Origin of the sequence: Xanthomonas albilineans (assembly GCF_009931595.1) — a bacterium.
Taxonomy (GTDB): domain Bacteria; phylum Pseudomonadota; class Gammaproteobacteria; order Xanthomonadales; family Xanthomonadaceae; genus Xanthomonas_A; species Xanthomonas_A albilineans.
This window is the reverse complement of the sequence record NZ_CP046570.1, coordinates 3113648-3129274: the sequence shown is the minus strand read 5'-3', so window position 1 is coordinate 3129274 and position 15627 is coordinate 3113648. Positions and strand designations below refer to the sequence as shown.

12 protein-coding genes are annotated in these 15627 nt (G+C 64.9%); 7 read left to right on the top strand and 5 right to left on the bottom strand.

Translation table 11 applies throughout. From position 1 onward, the window contains the following. Positions 1 to 468 (top strand): hypothetical protein, encoded by a 468-nt coding sequence (locus XaFJ1_RS13045; protein WP_045757398.1) that lies wholly within the window; start codon positions 1 to 3, stop codon positions 466 to 468. Further along, positions 465 to 953 (top strand): ribosomal protein S18-alanine N-acetyltransferase, encoded by a 489-nt coding sequence (rimI, locus tag XaFJ1_RS13040; protein WP_012917146.1) that lies wholly within the window; start codon positions 465 to 467, stop codon positions 951 to 953. Before XaFJ1_RS13045 ends, rimI begins: the two co-directional genes overlap by 4 nt. 20 nt (positions 954 to 973) lie before the next feature. On the opposite strand, the gene XaFJ1_RS13035 is transcribed toward rimI, so the two are convergent. From XaFJ1_RS13035 to XaFJ1_RS13020, 4 genes are all read right to left on the bottom strand, one after another. Then, positions 974 to 1447, bottom strand: coding sequence for an isoprenylcysteine carboxylmethyltransferase family protein (locus XaFJ1_RS13035; protein ID WP_146084024.1), 474 nt, complete (start codon positions 1445 to 1447; stop codon positions 974 to 976). Continuing rightward, positions 1444 to 4458, bottom strand: coding sequence for a valine--tRNA ligase (locus tag XaFJ1_RS13030; protein ID WP_012917145.1), 3015 nt, complete (start codon positions 4456 to 4458; stop codon positions 1444 to 1446). Before XaFJ1_RS13030 ends, XaFJ1_RS13035 begins: the two co-directional genes overlap by 4 nt. Before the next feature lie 105 nt (positions 4459 to 4563). Further along, the gene (locus XaFJ1_RS13025; protein ID WP_045757397.1) at positions 4564 to 4989 is read right to left on the bottom strand and encodes a DNA polymerase III subunit chi; all 426 of its coding nucleotides are present in this window, start codon (positions 4987 to 4989) and stop codon (positions 4564 to 4566) included. Positions 4990 to 5102: 113 nt separating this feature from the next. After that, on the bottom strand, positions 5103 to 6611 hold the full coding sequence (locus XaFJ1_RS13020; protein WP_012917143.1) for a leucyl aminopeptidase: 1509 nt from the start codon (positions 6609 to 6611) through the stop codon (positions 5103 to 5105). A gap of 107 nt (positions 6612 to 6718) precedes the next feature. On the opposite strand from XaFJ1_RS13020, the gene lptF reads away from it, so the two are divergent. Together lptF and lptG are read left to right on the top strand one after the other, a co-directional pair. Beyond that, positions 6719 to 7804: an LPS export ABC transporter permease LptF gene (lptF, locus tag XaFJ1_RS13015; RefSeq protein WP_012917142.1), complete on the top strand. Its 1086-nt coding sequence runs from the start codon at positions 6719 to 6721 to the stop codon at positions 7802 to 7804. Continuing rightward, positions 7801 to 8907: an LPS export ABC transporter permease LptG gene (gene lptG / locus XaFJ1_RS13010; RefSeq protein ID WP_012917141.1), complete on the top strand. Its 1107-nt coding sequence runs from the start codon at positions 7801 to 7803 to the stop codon at positions 8905 to 8907. The genes lptF and lptG overlap by 4 nt, the downstream gene beginning before the upstream one ends. A 5-nt stretch (positions 8908 to 8912) precedes the next feature. On the opposite strand, the gene XaFJ1_RS13005 is transcribed toward lptG, so the two are convergent. Beyond that, a complete protein-coding gene (locus XaFJ1_RS13005; protein ID WP_012917140.1) occupies positions 8913 to 9398 on the bottom strand; it encodes an RDD family protein in 486 nt (161 codons plus the stop codon). A gap of 167 nt (positions 9399 to 9565) precedes the next feature. Here XaFJ1_RS13005 and xerD point away from each other — a divergent pair, with 167 nt between their 5' ends. The 3 genes from xerD to purL all read left to right on the top strand — a co-directional run bounded on the left by xerD (position 9566) and on the right by purL (position 15615). Further along, positions 9566 to 10540, top strand: a complete 975-nt coding sequence (gene xerD / locus XaFJ1_RS13000; protein ID WP_012917139.1) for a site-specific tyrosine recombinase XerD — start codon at positions 9566 to 9568, stop codon at positions 10538 to 10540. Between the two features lie 101 nt (positions 10541 to 10641). Next, complete coding sequence (locus tag XaFJ1_RS12995; RefSeq protein WP_012917138.1) at positions 10642 to 11448, top strand: DsbC family protein; 807 nt, start codon at positions 10642 to 10644, stop codon at positions 11446 to 11448. Between the two features lie 195 nt (positions 11449 to 11643). Further along, positions 11644 to 15615 (top strand): phosphoribosylformylglycinamidine synthase, encoded by a 3972-nt coding sequence (gene purL / locus XaFJ1_RS12990; protein ID WP_012917137.1) that lies wholly within the window; start codon positions 11644 to 11646, stop codon positions 15613 to 15615. The last annotated feature ends 12 nt before the right edge of the window (positions 15616 to 15627 follow it).

Here is a 15627-nt window from a genome sequence, read left to right as displayed (position 1 = left end):
CTGTCCGAACCCGCGCTGTTGTGGTCGGTCGAGCAGGTTGGCTGGCTGCAGGCACTGGGCCATACGCTGTATGTCGGTGCCGATGCCGCGTCCGTCGCGGTGCTGTTGCCGGTGGACGAGCCGCCAGCATCGGTGCTGTCGCCTGCGGCGACGCATGTGCCTTCGCGCTCCGCCACAGACACTCTGGTGCCCGCTGTATCCCAGGAGCGTCGCCGTGCGCCCACGTCGGATGAACTGCCCGAACCGGCCCATGTAGCGCCGACCGCGGGTATCGCCCGTGCCGGCGGGCTGCGCATGCCCGACCGTCTGCAGATCGCACTCTTGCGCGCTTCCAGCCTCAACCCCAACGATCCGGCCACCCAAGCCTTGATGGCCACTTGGCCGCTGGATCAACTGCGTGGCAATCCTGCGGCCAAGCGCGCGCTGTGGCCGCAGTTACGCGCGCTACGCAAGCGGGTACCGCGATGAGCGCGATGGGTTGGCCGTCTTCGTCCGCGGCCAACCTGCGGACGCTGCGCGAGGCCGATCTCGATGGGGTGATGGAGATCGAGCGTCGATCCTATCCCTTCCCCTGGACCCGTGGCATCTTCCGCGATTGCTTGCAGGCGGGCTATCCGGGTTGGGTCCTGACAGAACAAGGCGAAATCGTCGGCTATGGAGTCATCAGTGTCGCCGCCGCCGAGGCGCACATCCTGAATGTCTGCGTGGCGCCGGAGCGGCAGTCGCGCGGCTATGGCCGCCTGTTGTTGCGTGCGTTGATCAAGTATGGCGCCGACCTGGGCGCGCGCCGTGTGTTCCTCGAAGTGCGTCCGTCGAACTCAAACGCGATTGCGCTGTACCACAGCGAGGGTTTCAATGAGATCGGTCGACGCCCGCGCTATTACCCCGCCGCGCACGGTCGCGAGGACGCGGTAGTGATGGCGATCGAGTTGTTCTTTGATGGTATGACCTAATTAAGAGCTGCTAAGAATGGCTAACAAAACGACGGCGTCGCCGCCGGGTTGAGGTGGGCATTGCTTTGAGTTTTCGTTTGTATGCCTGGTTTACTGTGATTTCCGCAGCATCGCGCGTGCAGACGCACTGCTGCATAATGCATGTAGGCGGAGACCGCCAGCAGTGCCAGAGCGTGGCGCAAGCACAACGCTAGCTCAAGTAGAATCAACGCATGGCCGAGGTATATGGGATTGCGCGACCACCGATGCAGGCACGATTGCACCAAAGTGTGTGGCGCGTTGCGGTTGCAGTGGATTGACCGTGGGCCGGCGTGTTGGAACCCGCGCTTGGGGGCGACATTGAAGATGACCCCGGCCAGCACAATGACGATGCCGATACTGCCTGCATCGGGCAGTGATGCAGGCCCTGCGTCGATCCGGGACAATCCCCAGGCGGTGACGCCGCATAGCGCCATCGCCAGTTGAGTTGGCAGTCGAGTCTCCAGCCAGCTCACAGCCGGGCTCGCTGTTCGCGCAGACCATCGAGCTGTAAGCTCCAATCGGTCAAGCGTTGACGCTCCTGCTCGATCACCGTGGCCGGCACCTTGTCGGTGAACTTGCCCAGCTTGGCCTCGCTCTTTTCCTTCTCGGCGGCGACCCGGGCGATTTCCTTGTCCAGGCGCAGGCGTTCGGCTTCCAGGTCGACCAAGCCTTCCAGCGGCACCAGCAATTTCAGTTCGCCGACGATCGCCGCGGCAGAGGCCGGCACCGATGCGCCGTCTTCCAGCCACTGGATCGTATCGAGTTTGAGCATAAAGCGCAGTTGCGCGGCGAAACGCTCCACCCGCACGCGATCCTGCGGCAGGCCCGCCAGCAGGCGCAGCGGCACTTGCCGCGATGGCGCCACCTGCAGTTCGCTGCGTACCCGGCGCAGTGCCGAGACCATCGCCTGCAGCCATTCGATATCGGCCGCGGCGCCCGCGTAGGCGGACACGTCCATCGTGGCCGCGTCCGGATATGGCTGCAGCGAAATGGTCGGTGCGGCGATGCCCAGGCGCGGCGCCACCTGTAGCCAGAGTTCTTCGGTGACGAAGGGCGTCAGCGGATGCAGCAGCCGCAGTAGTGTTTCCAGCACGTGTAGCAGGGTATGCCGGGTGCTTTCGGCGGCGGCCACGTCGTCGCCACCCAGCGCCGGTTTTGCTAGTTCTAGGAACCAGTCGCAGAACGCGTTCCAGGCGAATTCGTACAGGCATTGTGCGAGCAAATCGAAGCGGTACGTGGCGAAATGTGTCTGTGCCTCGGCGGTCGTTGCCTGCAAGCGCAGCAGGATCCACTTCTCGGCATCGGTGACGGGGGCGTGCTTCTCCAGGCCCTGATGCAACGCGGTGTCCGTAGCGTTATCCATCTGGGCGTGAGGCGATGCGTTTGTCGCTGTCGTGGCCTCAACATCCTCGGCGCGCGTATTCATCAGCACGAAGCGACTGGCATTCCACAGCTTGTTGCAGAAGTTTTTGTAGCCCTCGGCGCGGCCCAGGTCGAATTTGATGTCGCGGCCGTGGCTGGCCAGCGCGGCAATGGTGAAACGCAGCGCGTCGGCGCCGTGGGCGATGATGCCGGTGGGGAATTCCTTGCGCGTGGCTTTCTCGATTTTCTCGGCCATGCGCGGTTGCATCAGTCCAGTGGTGCGCTTGGCGACCAGGTCGTCGATATGGATGCCGTCGATAATGTCCAGCGGATCGAGCACGTTGCCCTTGGACTTGGACATTTTTTGTCCATCCTTGTCGCGGATCAGGCCGGTGATGTAGACGTCGCGAAATGGCACGCGGCCGGTGAAGCTGTCGGTGGCCATGATCATCCGCGCCACCCAGAAGAAAATGATGTCGAAGCCGGTCACCAGCACGCTGGACGGCAGGTAGCGGTCGAAGCCGCGCTCGGCCATCGCCTGCGTATCCGGCCAGCCCATGGTCGAGAATGGCCACAGTTGCGAGGAAAACCAGGTTTCCAGCACGTCGTGATCCTGGCGCAGCGCGGGGGCCTGGCCGCCGTGCTTGGCCGCCGCCTGCGTTCGCGCTTCCTCTTCGTTGCGTGCGACGTAGCAGTTGCCGGCATCGTCGAACCAGGCGGGAATGCGGTGTCCCCACCACAGCTGGCGGCTGATGCACCAATCCTGGATGTTCTCCATCCAGTGGCGGTAGGTATTGATCCAGTTCGGCGGCACGAACTGGATCTGCCCGGATTCGACTAATTCCAGGCCGCGCTTGGCCAGTGCGTCCATGCGCACGAACCACTGATCGGTGAGATAGGGCTCGATCACCTGACCGGTGCGGTCGCCGCGCGGTACTTGCAGTTTGTGCGGTTTGGTTTCGACCAGGAGCCCCTGTTCTTCCAGATCGGCCAGCACTGCCTTGCGTGCCTCGTAGCGGTCCAGGCCCTGATATTTCTGAGGGATCACCGATGTCGTCGGCTCAGTGGTGAGGGGGCCTTGGTCGGAGACATCCACACAGGCGAAATTCGATGCGCGCTTCCCCGTATAGGTCAAGTCATCCAGTTCGCTGGATTTGAGCTTCGCATCCTTTGTGAAAAGGTTGATCATCGGCAATCCATGCCGCACCCCAACCTGGTAATCGTTGAAATCGTGTGCTGGCGTCACCTTGACCACGCCGGTGCCGAACGCGCGGTCCACGTAGGCGTCGCCGATCACCGGCACGCGACGTCCCGTCAGCGGTAACGTCACCGTCTTGCCGATCAGGTGCGCGTAGCGTTGGTCGTCCGGATGCACCATCACGGCGGTGTCGCCGAGCAGGGTTTCCGGACGCGTCGTGGCCACCACCAGATAATCGCGGGTTTCGCGTAGGGTTTCGTTGCCGTCGGCGTCGCGCTCGATGTGTTCGTAGCTGGCGCGGTCCTCCAGTGTGTAGGCGATCGACCACAGGAAGCCGTCTTCCTCTACGCTTTCCACCTCCAGGTCGGAGATCGCGGTCTTCAGCACCGGATCCCAGTTGACCAGGCGTTGGCCGCGGTAGATCAGGCCCTGTTCGTGCCAGCGCACGAACGCCTCGATCACCGCCGCCGAGGGCTGCGGATCCATGGTGAAGGTGCTGCGCGACCAGTCGGCCGAGGTGCCCAGGCGGCGCATCTGTCGTTCGATGGTGTCGCCGGACTGCTGCTTCCACTCCCATACCTTGGCGATGAAACCGTCGCGGCCCAGCGAATCGCGGGTTTCGCCCTTGCCTTCCAACATCAAATTGCGCGACACCACCATTTCGGTGGCGATGCCGGCGTGGTCGCTGCCGACTTGCCATAGCGTGTCGAAGCCGCGCATGCGGTGGTAGCGCACCAGTGCGTCCATCAGCGTTTGCTGAAACGCGTGACCCATGTGCAGCGTGCCGGTCACGTTCGGCGGCGGCAGCAGTACCGTGTAAGTCGCGCCACGCCCGGACGGTGCGAAATAACCGGCCGCTTCCCACTGGGCGTACAGGCGCGATTCGAAGGACGTGGGATCGTAGCTGGAAGCGAGGGTGGTCATGGCAAACCGCGGTTGGGTATTCGAAGTGAAGGGGGAATGCGTGAGGCTGCCAGCGCAGGCAGGTGGAAACCGTTTGAGCATCTCCAACCGCCATGCTCGGCGCGGTCACATGTCGTACTTGTTGACTGCGTAGCCCTGCGTTTTGTACTGCTTCCAGCGCTCGCGCAGCGGTTCGCGCGCGGAGAGGTCGGCCGGTACCACTTCCAGGACGCGCTCGCAGGTGCCCAAATAGGGCGCGTCGCGCAGGTTGATGACCAGTGGTCGCGATGCTGCGTCCACTTCTGGAGGGGCGATCAACACCTGCGCCTCCTCTTCGTCCGCGTCGGCACCGGCGATCTGGTGGGGGATATAGGCGTCGTCGTCGAACGCCCAAAGCAGTTCGTCCAGTTCCTCGGCCTGGGCCAGGTCGCGCGCCAGCACCAGCGTCCACAGGTTGGCGTCGTTGGCCTTGCGCGCCAGCTCGCATACCAGCCGCAGCGGTGCAGTGAGGAACCGTGGCTTGGCGATCAGGTAGAAGTCGGCGCGCATCAGGAGGAGAGGTCGGCAGGCGGAACGCGGGTTCGTTGCTGGGTAGAGCGCTTGCTGGAACCCAGCAGGCGCTCTTTCGCGCTGACGCGGGGCGGCGAGAACGACATGGGGCTGCCTTACCGCGTCCCCGGTCCCGCGTCCCGCGCCCCAGCGCCACCGGTCCGGTCCAGCAGCCACTGCGTCAACAGCCCGACCGGACGACCGGTGGCCATGCCGCGCTTGCCTTCGTCGCTGGCGACGCCGGCGATGTCCAGATGCGCCCAGCGCTGGCCTTCGGTGAAGCGCGACAGGAAGCAGCCGGCGGTGATCGCGCCGGCCCAGCGGCCGCCGATGTTGTAGACGTCGGCGAAGCTGGAGTCGAGCAGGCTTTGATATTCGTCCCACAGCGGCAGGCGCCAGGCGCGGTCGAAGACGTGTTCGCCAGCGGCCAGCAGTTCCTCGGCCAGATCGTCGTGTTTGCTCATCAGGCCGGCGGTCTGGTGGCCCAGGGCGGTCATGCAGGCGCCGGTCAGCGTGGCCACGTCGATCAGGGCTTCGGGGTTGAAGCGCTCGGCGTAGGTCAGTGCGTCGCACAGGATCAGGCGGCCTTCGGCGTCGGTGTTGCCGACCTCGATGGTTTTGCCGGACATGCTGGTGATCACGTCCGAGGGACGGTAGGCGTTACCGTCGATCGCATTTTCCACGGCCGGCACCACCACCACCAAGTTCAGCGGCAGGCGTGCGGTGGCGGTGGCGACGAAGGTGCCGATGACGTTGGCGCCTCCGCACATGTCGTACTTCATTTCTTCGATGCCGCCCTGGGTCTTCAGGTTGACGCCGCCGGTATCGAAGGTGATGCCCTTGCCGACCAGCACGTAGGGCTTGGCGTTGCCGCCGCCGTTCCACTTCAGCACCAGCAGCCGCGGGCGGTTGGCTGAGCCGCGCGCCACCGCCAGGAGCGATCCCATGCCCAGTTCCTGCATGCGGGTCTCGTCGAGAATCTCGGCCTCGGCGCCGTCCACGCCCTTGGCGAACGCGGCGGCCGTCTCGGCCAGGTAGGCCGGGGTGCACAGGTTGGGCGGCAGGTTGCCGAGTTCGCGGGCGAAGCGTACGCCGGCGGCGATGGCTTGGCCCTGGGCCAGGGCGGTGATGTCCTCGCCGAACACGGCCAGCCGGGCCAGACCGCTGTCCTCGGGTTTCTTCTTGCCCAGGGTGGCGGTGTAGCGGTAGCAGGTGTGCTCGCTGACGATCACCGCCTGGCGGATGTTCCAGGCGCGGTCGCGCCCCTTGACTTCCAGTTCGGGCAGGGTGAGCAGCGCAGACACCGCCGGTCCGCTCTTCAGTGTGCGGGCGGCGTCCGTGATCGCCTTCAGGTACTGCGGGACGCCGAATTTGGTGGCATCGCCCAGGCCCACGGCGAGCACGCGCGGTGCGCTGACGCCTGGCAGGTCGTGCAGCAGTGTGGAGGCGCCGGTCTTGCCGCTGAGGTCGCCGCGGTCCGCCAGGGCTGTCAGGCGTCCGCCGCTGGCTGCATCCAGGGCCTTGGCCGCTGGGGACAGCTGCTTGTCGGCGAAGATGCCGACGACGATACAGTCGAACGCCGCCGTGGTCGGGGCGTCGTGGTTCAGGGTGAATTCCAGGGCCATTGATCAGATTCCGTTGGCTAAACCGTACAATTGCGGACCGTTTACCTCCAGCCGGATGGGCTGGAGCCGCCGCGAACGAATCTCAGAGTTTAAATCAACCCACCCCCATGCCGAAGCTCGATCGATACTTGCTGCGCGATTTCTTCCAGAGCTTCTCGGCCACCTTGATCGTGCTGCTGGTGGTCAGCGTCGGGGGCGTGCTGGTGGACGTGCTGGGCAACATCGCCGATGGCCGCATTCCGGCCAAGTTGTTGTTTTCCCAGTTGGGTTTGCAGTTCGTGGTGTACCTGCCGCTGATCCTGCCACTTGCGCTGATGCTGGGCCTGCTGTTGGCGCTGGCGCGGCTGTATCGCGACTCGGAGATGGCGGTGATCACCGCCATCGGCGTCGGTCCAAGGCGGCTGCTGCGGCCGATCCTGATGCTGGTCGTGCCGGTGGTTACGCTGGTGGGGCTGTGCTCGCTATGGCTGGGGCCGTGGGCCGACCGCACTTCCGACCAATTGGTCAACGAGGCCAACCACAGTTTGCTGATGGCCGGACTGGAGGCTGGGCGCTTCACCTCGCTGCCCGATGGCAGCATCGTCTATGTCAGTACCCTTTCCGGCGATGGCACTCGACTCAGCAAGGTGTTTGTGCAGCGGCAGAAGGACGGCCGTCTGGACGTGGTCACCGGACAGCGCGGCGCGATGTTCTTCGAGGGCAAAGCCGAGCGCTATCTGCGTCTGGAGGACGGCTATCGGTTCGAAGGGCCGTTGGCTGGCGATGGGCTGGATTACCGGATGATGCGTTTCGCCAACAACGATGTGGCCTTGAGCGAACGCAGTGCCGCACGCAAGGACGATGATCCCGCATTGCTGACCACCGCCGCGCTGATCGGCGACCCGCGTCCGCAGGCCAATGCGCAGTTGCATGCGCGTCTGGCGCCGCCGCTGCTGGCACTGGCCTTTGCGCTGCTGACCTTGCCGCTATCGCGCAGCTCGCCGCGGCAGCAGCGTTATGGTCGGATCATGTTGGCGTTCCTGGCTTATCTGGTCGGCACCAATCTGATGTTCATCGGCACACAGTGGCTGAGTACCGACAAGCTGCCCCGCGCGCTCGGCTTGTGGTGGCTGACCTTGCCGCTATTGACCCTGGCGGTGTGGATGTACCTGCGCGATGGCCGGCTGTCGCGGCCACGAAGGCTTGCGCCATGAAACTGCGCCCGAACCTGCACGATCTGTATGTCGGCCGCGCCGTACTCGGCACTGTCCTGTTGACCTGGGCGGTGCTGCTGGGCCTGGATGTCATCATGGCTCTGTCCAACGAATTCAAGGACATCGGCAAGGGCAGCTATAGTCTCGGCCATGCCGTGGCCTATGTCGCCTACACCGTGCCGCGGCGCGCCTACACCCTGTTCCCGACCGGCGCGGTGATCGGCGTGCTGATGGGCCTGGGCCAACTCGCCGCCACCTCGGAACTGACCGCGCTGCGTGCGTTGGGTCTGTCGCGGCGGCGGCTGAGCCTGGCGGCGGCGGCGACCATGACGGTGTTGATCGTGGCTATGGTGTTCAGTGGCGAAACCTTGGGGCCGTGGGCGCAGAACCAGGCCGATGTGATCAAGGCCAACGCCAAGTTCAACAGTAATATGAGCATGGCCCGATATTCGGGGCTGTGGGCGCGCGAGGGCGACACGTTCCTCAATGCGCAGGCCGGCGAGGAGCATCTGCAAGACGGCGGCGGCTCCTGGCTGGAACTGCGCGACGTGCGCCTGTACTCGCTTGACCAAAATGGCCGTCTGGCCACGCTGACCCATGCGAGCAGCGCCGAGCATCATGCCAACGGCTGGACACTCAAACAGGGCTATCGCGACACCTTTGCCGAGCGCTCGGTGCAGCGCGAGACGTTCGACAGCCAGCCGTGGCCGTCGCAGCTGGATGCGGCGGCGCTGGCCTCGGGTTTGGCCAAACCACGCAATCTGTCCGCGCACGATCTGCACGTCAGCATCGAGTACCGCCAGCGCAACGGTCTGGACGCGCGCGATTACGAAGACCAGTACTGGAGCCGCTGGTTCTACCCGATCAATGTGCTGGCGCTGTGCTTCGCTGCGATCCCGTTTGCGTTCGGTGCGTTGCGTAGCGGTGGCATGGGCAAGCGCTTGTTTCTGGGCATCCTGTTCGCACTGGTGTTCTGGCTGTTGCAGTTGTTCTTCGGGCGCATGGCTGGCGCGTTGAAGTTCGACTATCGCATTGCCTATGCGCTGCCGCCGCTGGTGATGCTCACCGTTTCCTGGTTGATGTTCCGTAAACGCAGCAGTTAGCCGCGTTAACGGGGATGCTGGGTTTGTTTTTGAATCCTTGTCAGTCGGGTGTCGCTGGCGCGGTCATGCCACGCCAGCCGTTCCCGATCCACCAGCGCCCACCAGAATCCCAGTCCGCCCAGCAGCAATGACAAGGTGCCGACCAGGTAGCGGCGCCACAGGGCGCCCCAGCACGGTGTGCTGCCGTCGGTCGTCTGCAGGCGCAGCCGCCACGGGCGCATGCCCAGGGTCTGGCCACCGCGGCGCCAACTCAGCGTTGCGTAGAGTCCGGCCACTAACCAGCAGCACAGCCACAGCAACCACTGCAGTGCGCTGAACGGCGCGATGTTCTCGCGTGGTGCATGGCCATTGAGGGTGTAGAAGAGGGTGAACAGCGCTGCGACCACGAACCACAGCGCCAGCACCGGCCAGGCATCGTAGAACAGCGCCAGCAGCCGCCACGGTAGCAACGCGTGTGGGCGTGAGTGGGATTCGGGAAGCTGTGCGCTCATCGGCACAGCTTAGAGCGTGTCGTGTGTTTTGCGGTGGGCTGCCTTGTGTTGATCCGGGGCGGTCCGTTTTGGGGCTGCGCCGACAGCACGCGGCCTGTGTAAAACGGATCCAAGGAGTTAGGATTTCTCGGGTCCCGGAGACGGCCTTTCCCGTATTCTTCTCCACCATGCCCATTCTGCATTCTCCTGCCGAACGCCGCCAGCAGGTGCAGCGCCTCGCGCCGCTGCGCGAGGCCGATGCTGCGGCGATCCAGCAATTTTTGGACGCGGCCTGGACTGAGCAGGGGCTGGCGCGGCAGAGCCTGGACAGCTATCGGCGCGACCTGGAAGGGTTTGCGCGCTGGCGCGATGGGGTCGGGGATGGTCTGGTCGGTGCCGACCGTCAGGCGCTGTTTAATTATCTGGCTTGGCGTACCGAACTCGGCTACACGCAACGCAGCAACGCGCGTTGGCTGTCGTCGTTGCGGGCGTTTTTCGCCTTGCGTCTGCGTCGCGGCCAGCGTGGGGATGACCCGACCGCATTGTTGGAGCCGCCGCGGCTGCCGCGGTCATTGCCCAAGGCACTTGCCGAAAGCCAGATCGATGCGTTGCTGGCGGCGCCCGACACAACCGCGCCGCTGGGCCTGCGCGACCGCGCCATGCTGGAGTTGATGTATGCGGCCGGACTGCGCGTCAGTGAACTGGTGCAGTTGCCCGCCAATGCGGTGAATTTGCGTCAAGGCGTGCTGCGGGTCACCGGCAAGGGCAGTAAGGAGCGGCTGGTTCCATTGGGCGAAGAATCCCAGCATTGGTTGCAGTGCTACCTGGACACGGCACGGTCGGTCTTGGTCGCTGGGCAGGCGGTGCCGGCCCGTGACGGCGCGGTGCCGTTGTTCATCGATGCGGCGCGGCGTCCGTTGAGCCGGCAGCAGTTCTGGGTGCTGATCAAACGCTACGCGACGTTGGCCGGGATCGACCCGATGCGGATCAGTCCGCATGGTCTGCGTCACAGTTTCGCCACCCACCTGCTCAACCGGGGCGCCGATCTGCGCGCACTGCAGATGCTGCTCGGGCACAGTTCGCTGTCCACCACTCAGATCTATACCCTGGTGGCGCGCGAACACTTGCAGACCCTGCATCGCAAACATCATCCGCGCGGTTGAGAGCGATCAGTCAGGGGGCTATCCCTGTTCGGTCCATTCATAATCGCGCGCGATGGGGGGTGTGCGACAATCGGCCCAGTCTGCAGCTCTCAGGATAGTTCATGCTCCGTTTTGCCCTCTGTGCGCTGCTCAGCGCCGTTTCCCTCTCCGCCTGCGCCGAGTCCACCACGCCTGCTGTCGGCGCCGATGCCTCGGCCAAGGTCGCGCCTGCGGCTGGCGGCGCGAACGAGCAGCGGGTACGCGCCGGGTTGATGGAACTCGATCCCAGCTTCAAACCGGACTACATCGGCGCGGCGCCGTTCCCCGGTTTTCGCGAAGTGGTGGTCAGCGGGCATGTGCTGTACGTTTCCGACGACGGTCGTTATCTGTTCCAGACGCAGCCCATCGACATTCAGGAGAAGCAGCTCGCGTCCAGTGAGGGCCTATTGAATTACCGCCGCAAACTGCTTGAATCGGCGCCGCGCGCCGACCGCATCGTGTTTGCTCCGCCCAATCCGAAGTACAAGATCAGCGTGTTCACCGACATCGAATGCGGCTATTGCCGCAAGCTGCACAGTGAGATCGGCGAACTCAACAAGCAGGGTATCGCGGTGGAATACCTGGCTTTCCCGCGCATGGGTCTGGGCAGCCAGGACTACAAGGACATGGTGGCGGTGTGGTGCGCGGCGGACAAGAAGAAAGCGCTGACCGAGGCCAAGGCCAGCGGCAAGGTGCCGACCGCGTCCAACAACTGCAAGAACCCGGTGACCATGCAGTACAACCTGGGCCAGCGTCTGGGTGTCAACGGTACCCCGGCGATCTTTGCTCCTGATGGTACGCAGTTGGGCGGCTACTTGCCGCCAGCGAAACTGCGCGAGGCACTGGACATGCGTGCGGCGGAGGCGTCCAAGGCCGGTGCAAGCCGCTAATGGGGCACGGGTCAGGAATGCTGGAACGCCGGTAAGGGGAGCGTTGGCCGGTGCTGCCGGACAGATCCTGCTGCGTCTTGATCTCCCATAGGCCCCGCCATGGCGGGGCTGATGCTTTTCGAGCCGCGAGTTCGGCGTCGAGTCCCGAGTCCCGGCTACAATAGCCAGCCCGTTTCCTCACACGGTTCACCGGACATGATCGTCCTCGAGGGCGCTTCCGCTCTTTCGCCGTTCCGTCGCGCTCGGCTCGAAACCCGTCTGCAATCCATCGTTCCCGGCGTGCGCATCACCGGCGCCTGGCATGTCTATTTTCTCGATCGCGACAGCGATGGTCGGGTCGATCTGAGTGCTGCGTGTCGCATCTTGCAGGCCCAGGAATCGCCGGTTGCGGCCGAGCCGGGGGCCTGTTCGCGCTATGTGGTCCCGCGCTTGGGAACGCGCTCGCCGTGGTCGAGCAAGGCCACCGAACTGGTACGTGGCGCCGGCCTGGCGATCCGGCGGGTGGAGCGTGGGACCCGGCTAGACCTGGCGGGTTGGCCTGCGACACCGACGCATCAGGCGGCGCTGGCCAAACTGTTGCACGATCCGATGACCCAATCGCTGTTGGAGGACGCGGCGCAGGCGCAGGCGTTGTTCCAGGCGCCGGTGCGCGGCGAGGTCGAGCGCATCGCGCTGGCGCAGTTGGAAGCGGCCAACGTGCGCCTGGGGCTGGCTCTGGCCCAGGACGAGATCGACTACCTGCGTCAGCGCTTCGGCGAGCTTGGTCGCGATCCGGCCGATGTGGAACTGATGATGTTCGCGCAGGCCAATTCTGAGCATTGCCGGCACAAAATCTTCAACGCCAGCTGGACCATCGACGGCAAGGAGCAGGAGCGCTCGTTGTTCCGGATGATCAAGCACACTCACCAGCAGACTCCGCAGCACACGCTCAGCGCTTACAGCGACAATGCCGCGGTGGTGGAAGGATATCCGGCCGCGCGCTACCGCCCGGACCCGGCCAGCGGCGAGTACCGCAGCGAAGCGGTCACGCCCTCGGCGTTCTGCATCAAGGTCGAGACCCATAACCACCCGACCGCGATCGCGCCGTTCCCGGGCGCGTCCACCGGCGCTGGCGGCGAGATCCGCGACGAGGGCGCCACCGGTCGTGGCGGCAAGCCCAAGGCGGGCCTGACCGGTTTCAGCGTCTCGCACTTGCGTATTCCGATGTTGCCGCAGCCATGGGAGCGTGCGCGTCCATTGAACCCGCGCATGGCCCCGGCGTTGGAGATCATGCTGGAAGGGCCTTTGGGCGGCGCGGCGTTCAACAACGAATTCGGTCGGCCCAACCTGCTCGGTTATTTCCGTAGCTTCGAGTTGCCCGAGACGCAGGATCTGACCCGCGCCTACGACAAGCCGATCATGTTGGCCGGGGGCTTGGGCGCGATCGACCGGATGCAGGTGCAGAAGATCGCGCTGCAACCGGGCGATGCGGTGATCGTGCTTGGCGGCCCGGCGATGCTGATCGGTCTGGGCGGTGGCGCGGCCAGTTCGGTGGCTTCTGGCGACAGCGCCGAAGATCTGGATTTCGCCAGTGTGCAACGCGACAACCCGGAGATGGAGCGGCGCGTGCAGGAGGTGATCGACCGCTGCGTGGCGTTGGCGGCGGACAATCCGATCCGCTGGTTCCACGATGTTGGCGCTGGTGGTTTGTCCAACGCCATTCCCGAACTGCTGCACGACTCGGGCGTGGGCGGCATCATCGATCTGGAGCGCGTGCCCAGCGATGACCCGTCGCTCTCGCCGATGCAGTTGTGGTGCAACGAATCGCAGGAACGCTATGTGCTCGGTGTGCCGCAGGCGCGCCTGGCCGAATTCACCGCGATCTGCGAGCGCGAGCGTTGTCCGTTTGCCGCAGTTGGCGTGGCGACGGCGGAGCAGCGGTTGGTGGTGGGCTACGGCACGCTGGGCACTGCGGCCGATGCCGCCGGGATGCGCGACTTGCCCATCGATCTGCCCATGGACGTCCTCTTTGGCAAGCCGCCGAAGATGCATCGCGATACCCGTCAGCCGCCGGCGCCGCGCTGGCCGTCACTGGACACCGCCGCGCTGGACTTGCACGAGGCTGGCTTGCGGGTGTTGGCGCATCCTGCGGTGGCGGCGAAGAACTTCCTGGTCACCATTGGCGATCGCAGTGTTGGCGGTCTCACCGCACGCGAGCAAATGATCGGGCCATGGCAATTGCCGCTGGCCGATTGTGCGATCACGCTGGCCGGCTTCGACACCAATGCCGGCGAAGCGATGGCGATCGGCGAGCGCACCCCGCTGGCGTTGCTCGATGCAGCGGCCGCCGCACGCATGGCGGTCGGCGAGGCGATTACCAACCTGTGCGCGGCACCGGTGCAGGCGCTGGATCAGATCAAACTCTCGGCGAACTGGATGGCCGCGTCCAACCACCCTGGCGAGGACGCACGCTTGTACACCGCGGTCAATGCGGTGGGCATGGAGTTGTGCCCGCAGTTGGACCTGAGTATCCCCGTGGGCAAGGATTCGCTGTCGATGCAGGCGCAGTGGCAGACAGTTGCGCATCACGGCGCTCAGACGTCGGATGCAGGCGCAACCCATAAAAGTGTTTCGCCGGTCTCGCTCATCGTCTCCGCCTTCGCTCCCGTTGCCGATGCGCGTGCGCAGTTGACGCCGTTGTTGGCGCGCGAGGTCGAGAGCGATGTGTGGTTGATCGGGTTGGGTGGTGGCAAGCAACGCCTGGGTGGGTCTGTCCTGGCACAGGTGTATGCCGAGGGCGAACTGCCGGCGTTTGGCGGTGCAGTGCCCGATCTGGACGATCCGCAGCGCTTACGCGCCTTCTTCCACCTCATCCGCGATGCGCGCGAGGCAGGTATTCTGCTTGCCTACCACGACCGCAGCGACGGCGGTGCGTTCGCGGCCTTGTGCGAAATGGCGTTTGCCTCCCGCCAGGGCCTGGACATCACCCTCGATGCCTGGGGCGAGGACCCGTTCCGCAGTCTGTTCAACGAGGAACTTGGCGCCGTGGTACAGGTTGCCAACGAGGACCGCGTCGCCTTCGCCGATCTGGTCGAGCGCCATGCGCTGACCGAATGTGCGCAGCGCATCGCCCGTCCCAGTACGGCCGCCGCCGTGCGCGTGAGTCTGGCCGGCAAGCTACTGGCGCAGTGGCGTTGGGAGGCGTTGTTCGATGCGTGGTGGTCTGTCAGCCATGCCATACAGAAGTTGCGCGACAACCCCGACAGCGCCGACGAAGAACGCGCGTTGGCGCGCGATTTCGCCGTGCCTGGGCTGCAGCCGCACTTGACCTTCGATCCGGCCGAGGATGTGGCCGCGCCGTACATCAAGGGACACGTGCCGCAAGTGCAGGCGGTGCGGCAGCGCTCGCCGGTCGCCAGCGGCCAGCGGCCGAAGGTGGCGATCCTGCGCGAACAGGGCGTCAACGGTCAGATCGAAATGGCGCATGCTTTCGAACGTGCCGGTTTCCGTGCGTTCGACGTGCACATGAGCGACCTCATCGCCGGCCGCGTGAACTTGGCCGATTTCGTGGGTCTGGCCGCCTGCGGCGGCTTCAGCTATGGCGACGTCCTCGGTGCGGGCCGCGGTTGGGCGACGTCGATCCTGGAGCGGCCAGTGCTGCGCGATGCGTTCGCCGCGTTTTTCGCACGCAGCGACAGCTTCGCGCTGGGTGTGTGCAATGGCTGTCAGATGCTCAGCCAACTCAAGGACATCATTCCCGGCGCAGCCCATTGGCCGCGGTTCCTGCGTAACCGTAGCGAGCAGTTCGAGGCACGCACCAGCCTGCTGGAAGTGGTCGAATCGCCGTCGATTTTCCTGCGTGGTATGGCTGGTTCACGCATCCCGGTGGTGGTGGCGCATGGCGAAGGTCGTGCCGAATTCGCCAGCGCCGTCGATCAGGCGGCCGCGCGTGTGGCACTGCGTTTCGTCGATGGCAATGGTGCGGTCGCTGTGCAGTACCCATTGAATCCGAACGGTTCGCCCGACGGCATCACCGGCCTGACCAGCGACGATGGCCGGGTGACGATTTTGATGCCGCATCCCGAGCGCACGTCGCGCTCACTCAACCTGAGTTGGCATCCCGCCGATTGGCCGGACACCTCGCCGTGGCTGCGGATGTTCCGTAACGCGCGGGTGTGGGTGGCTTGAGCTGACGCACTG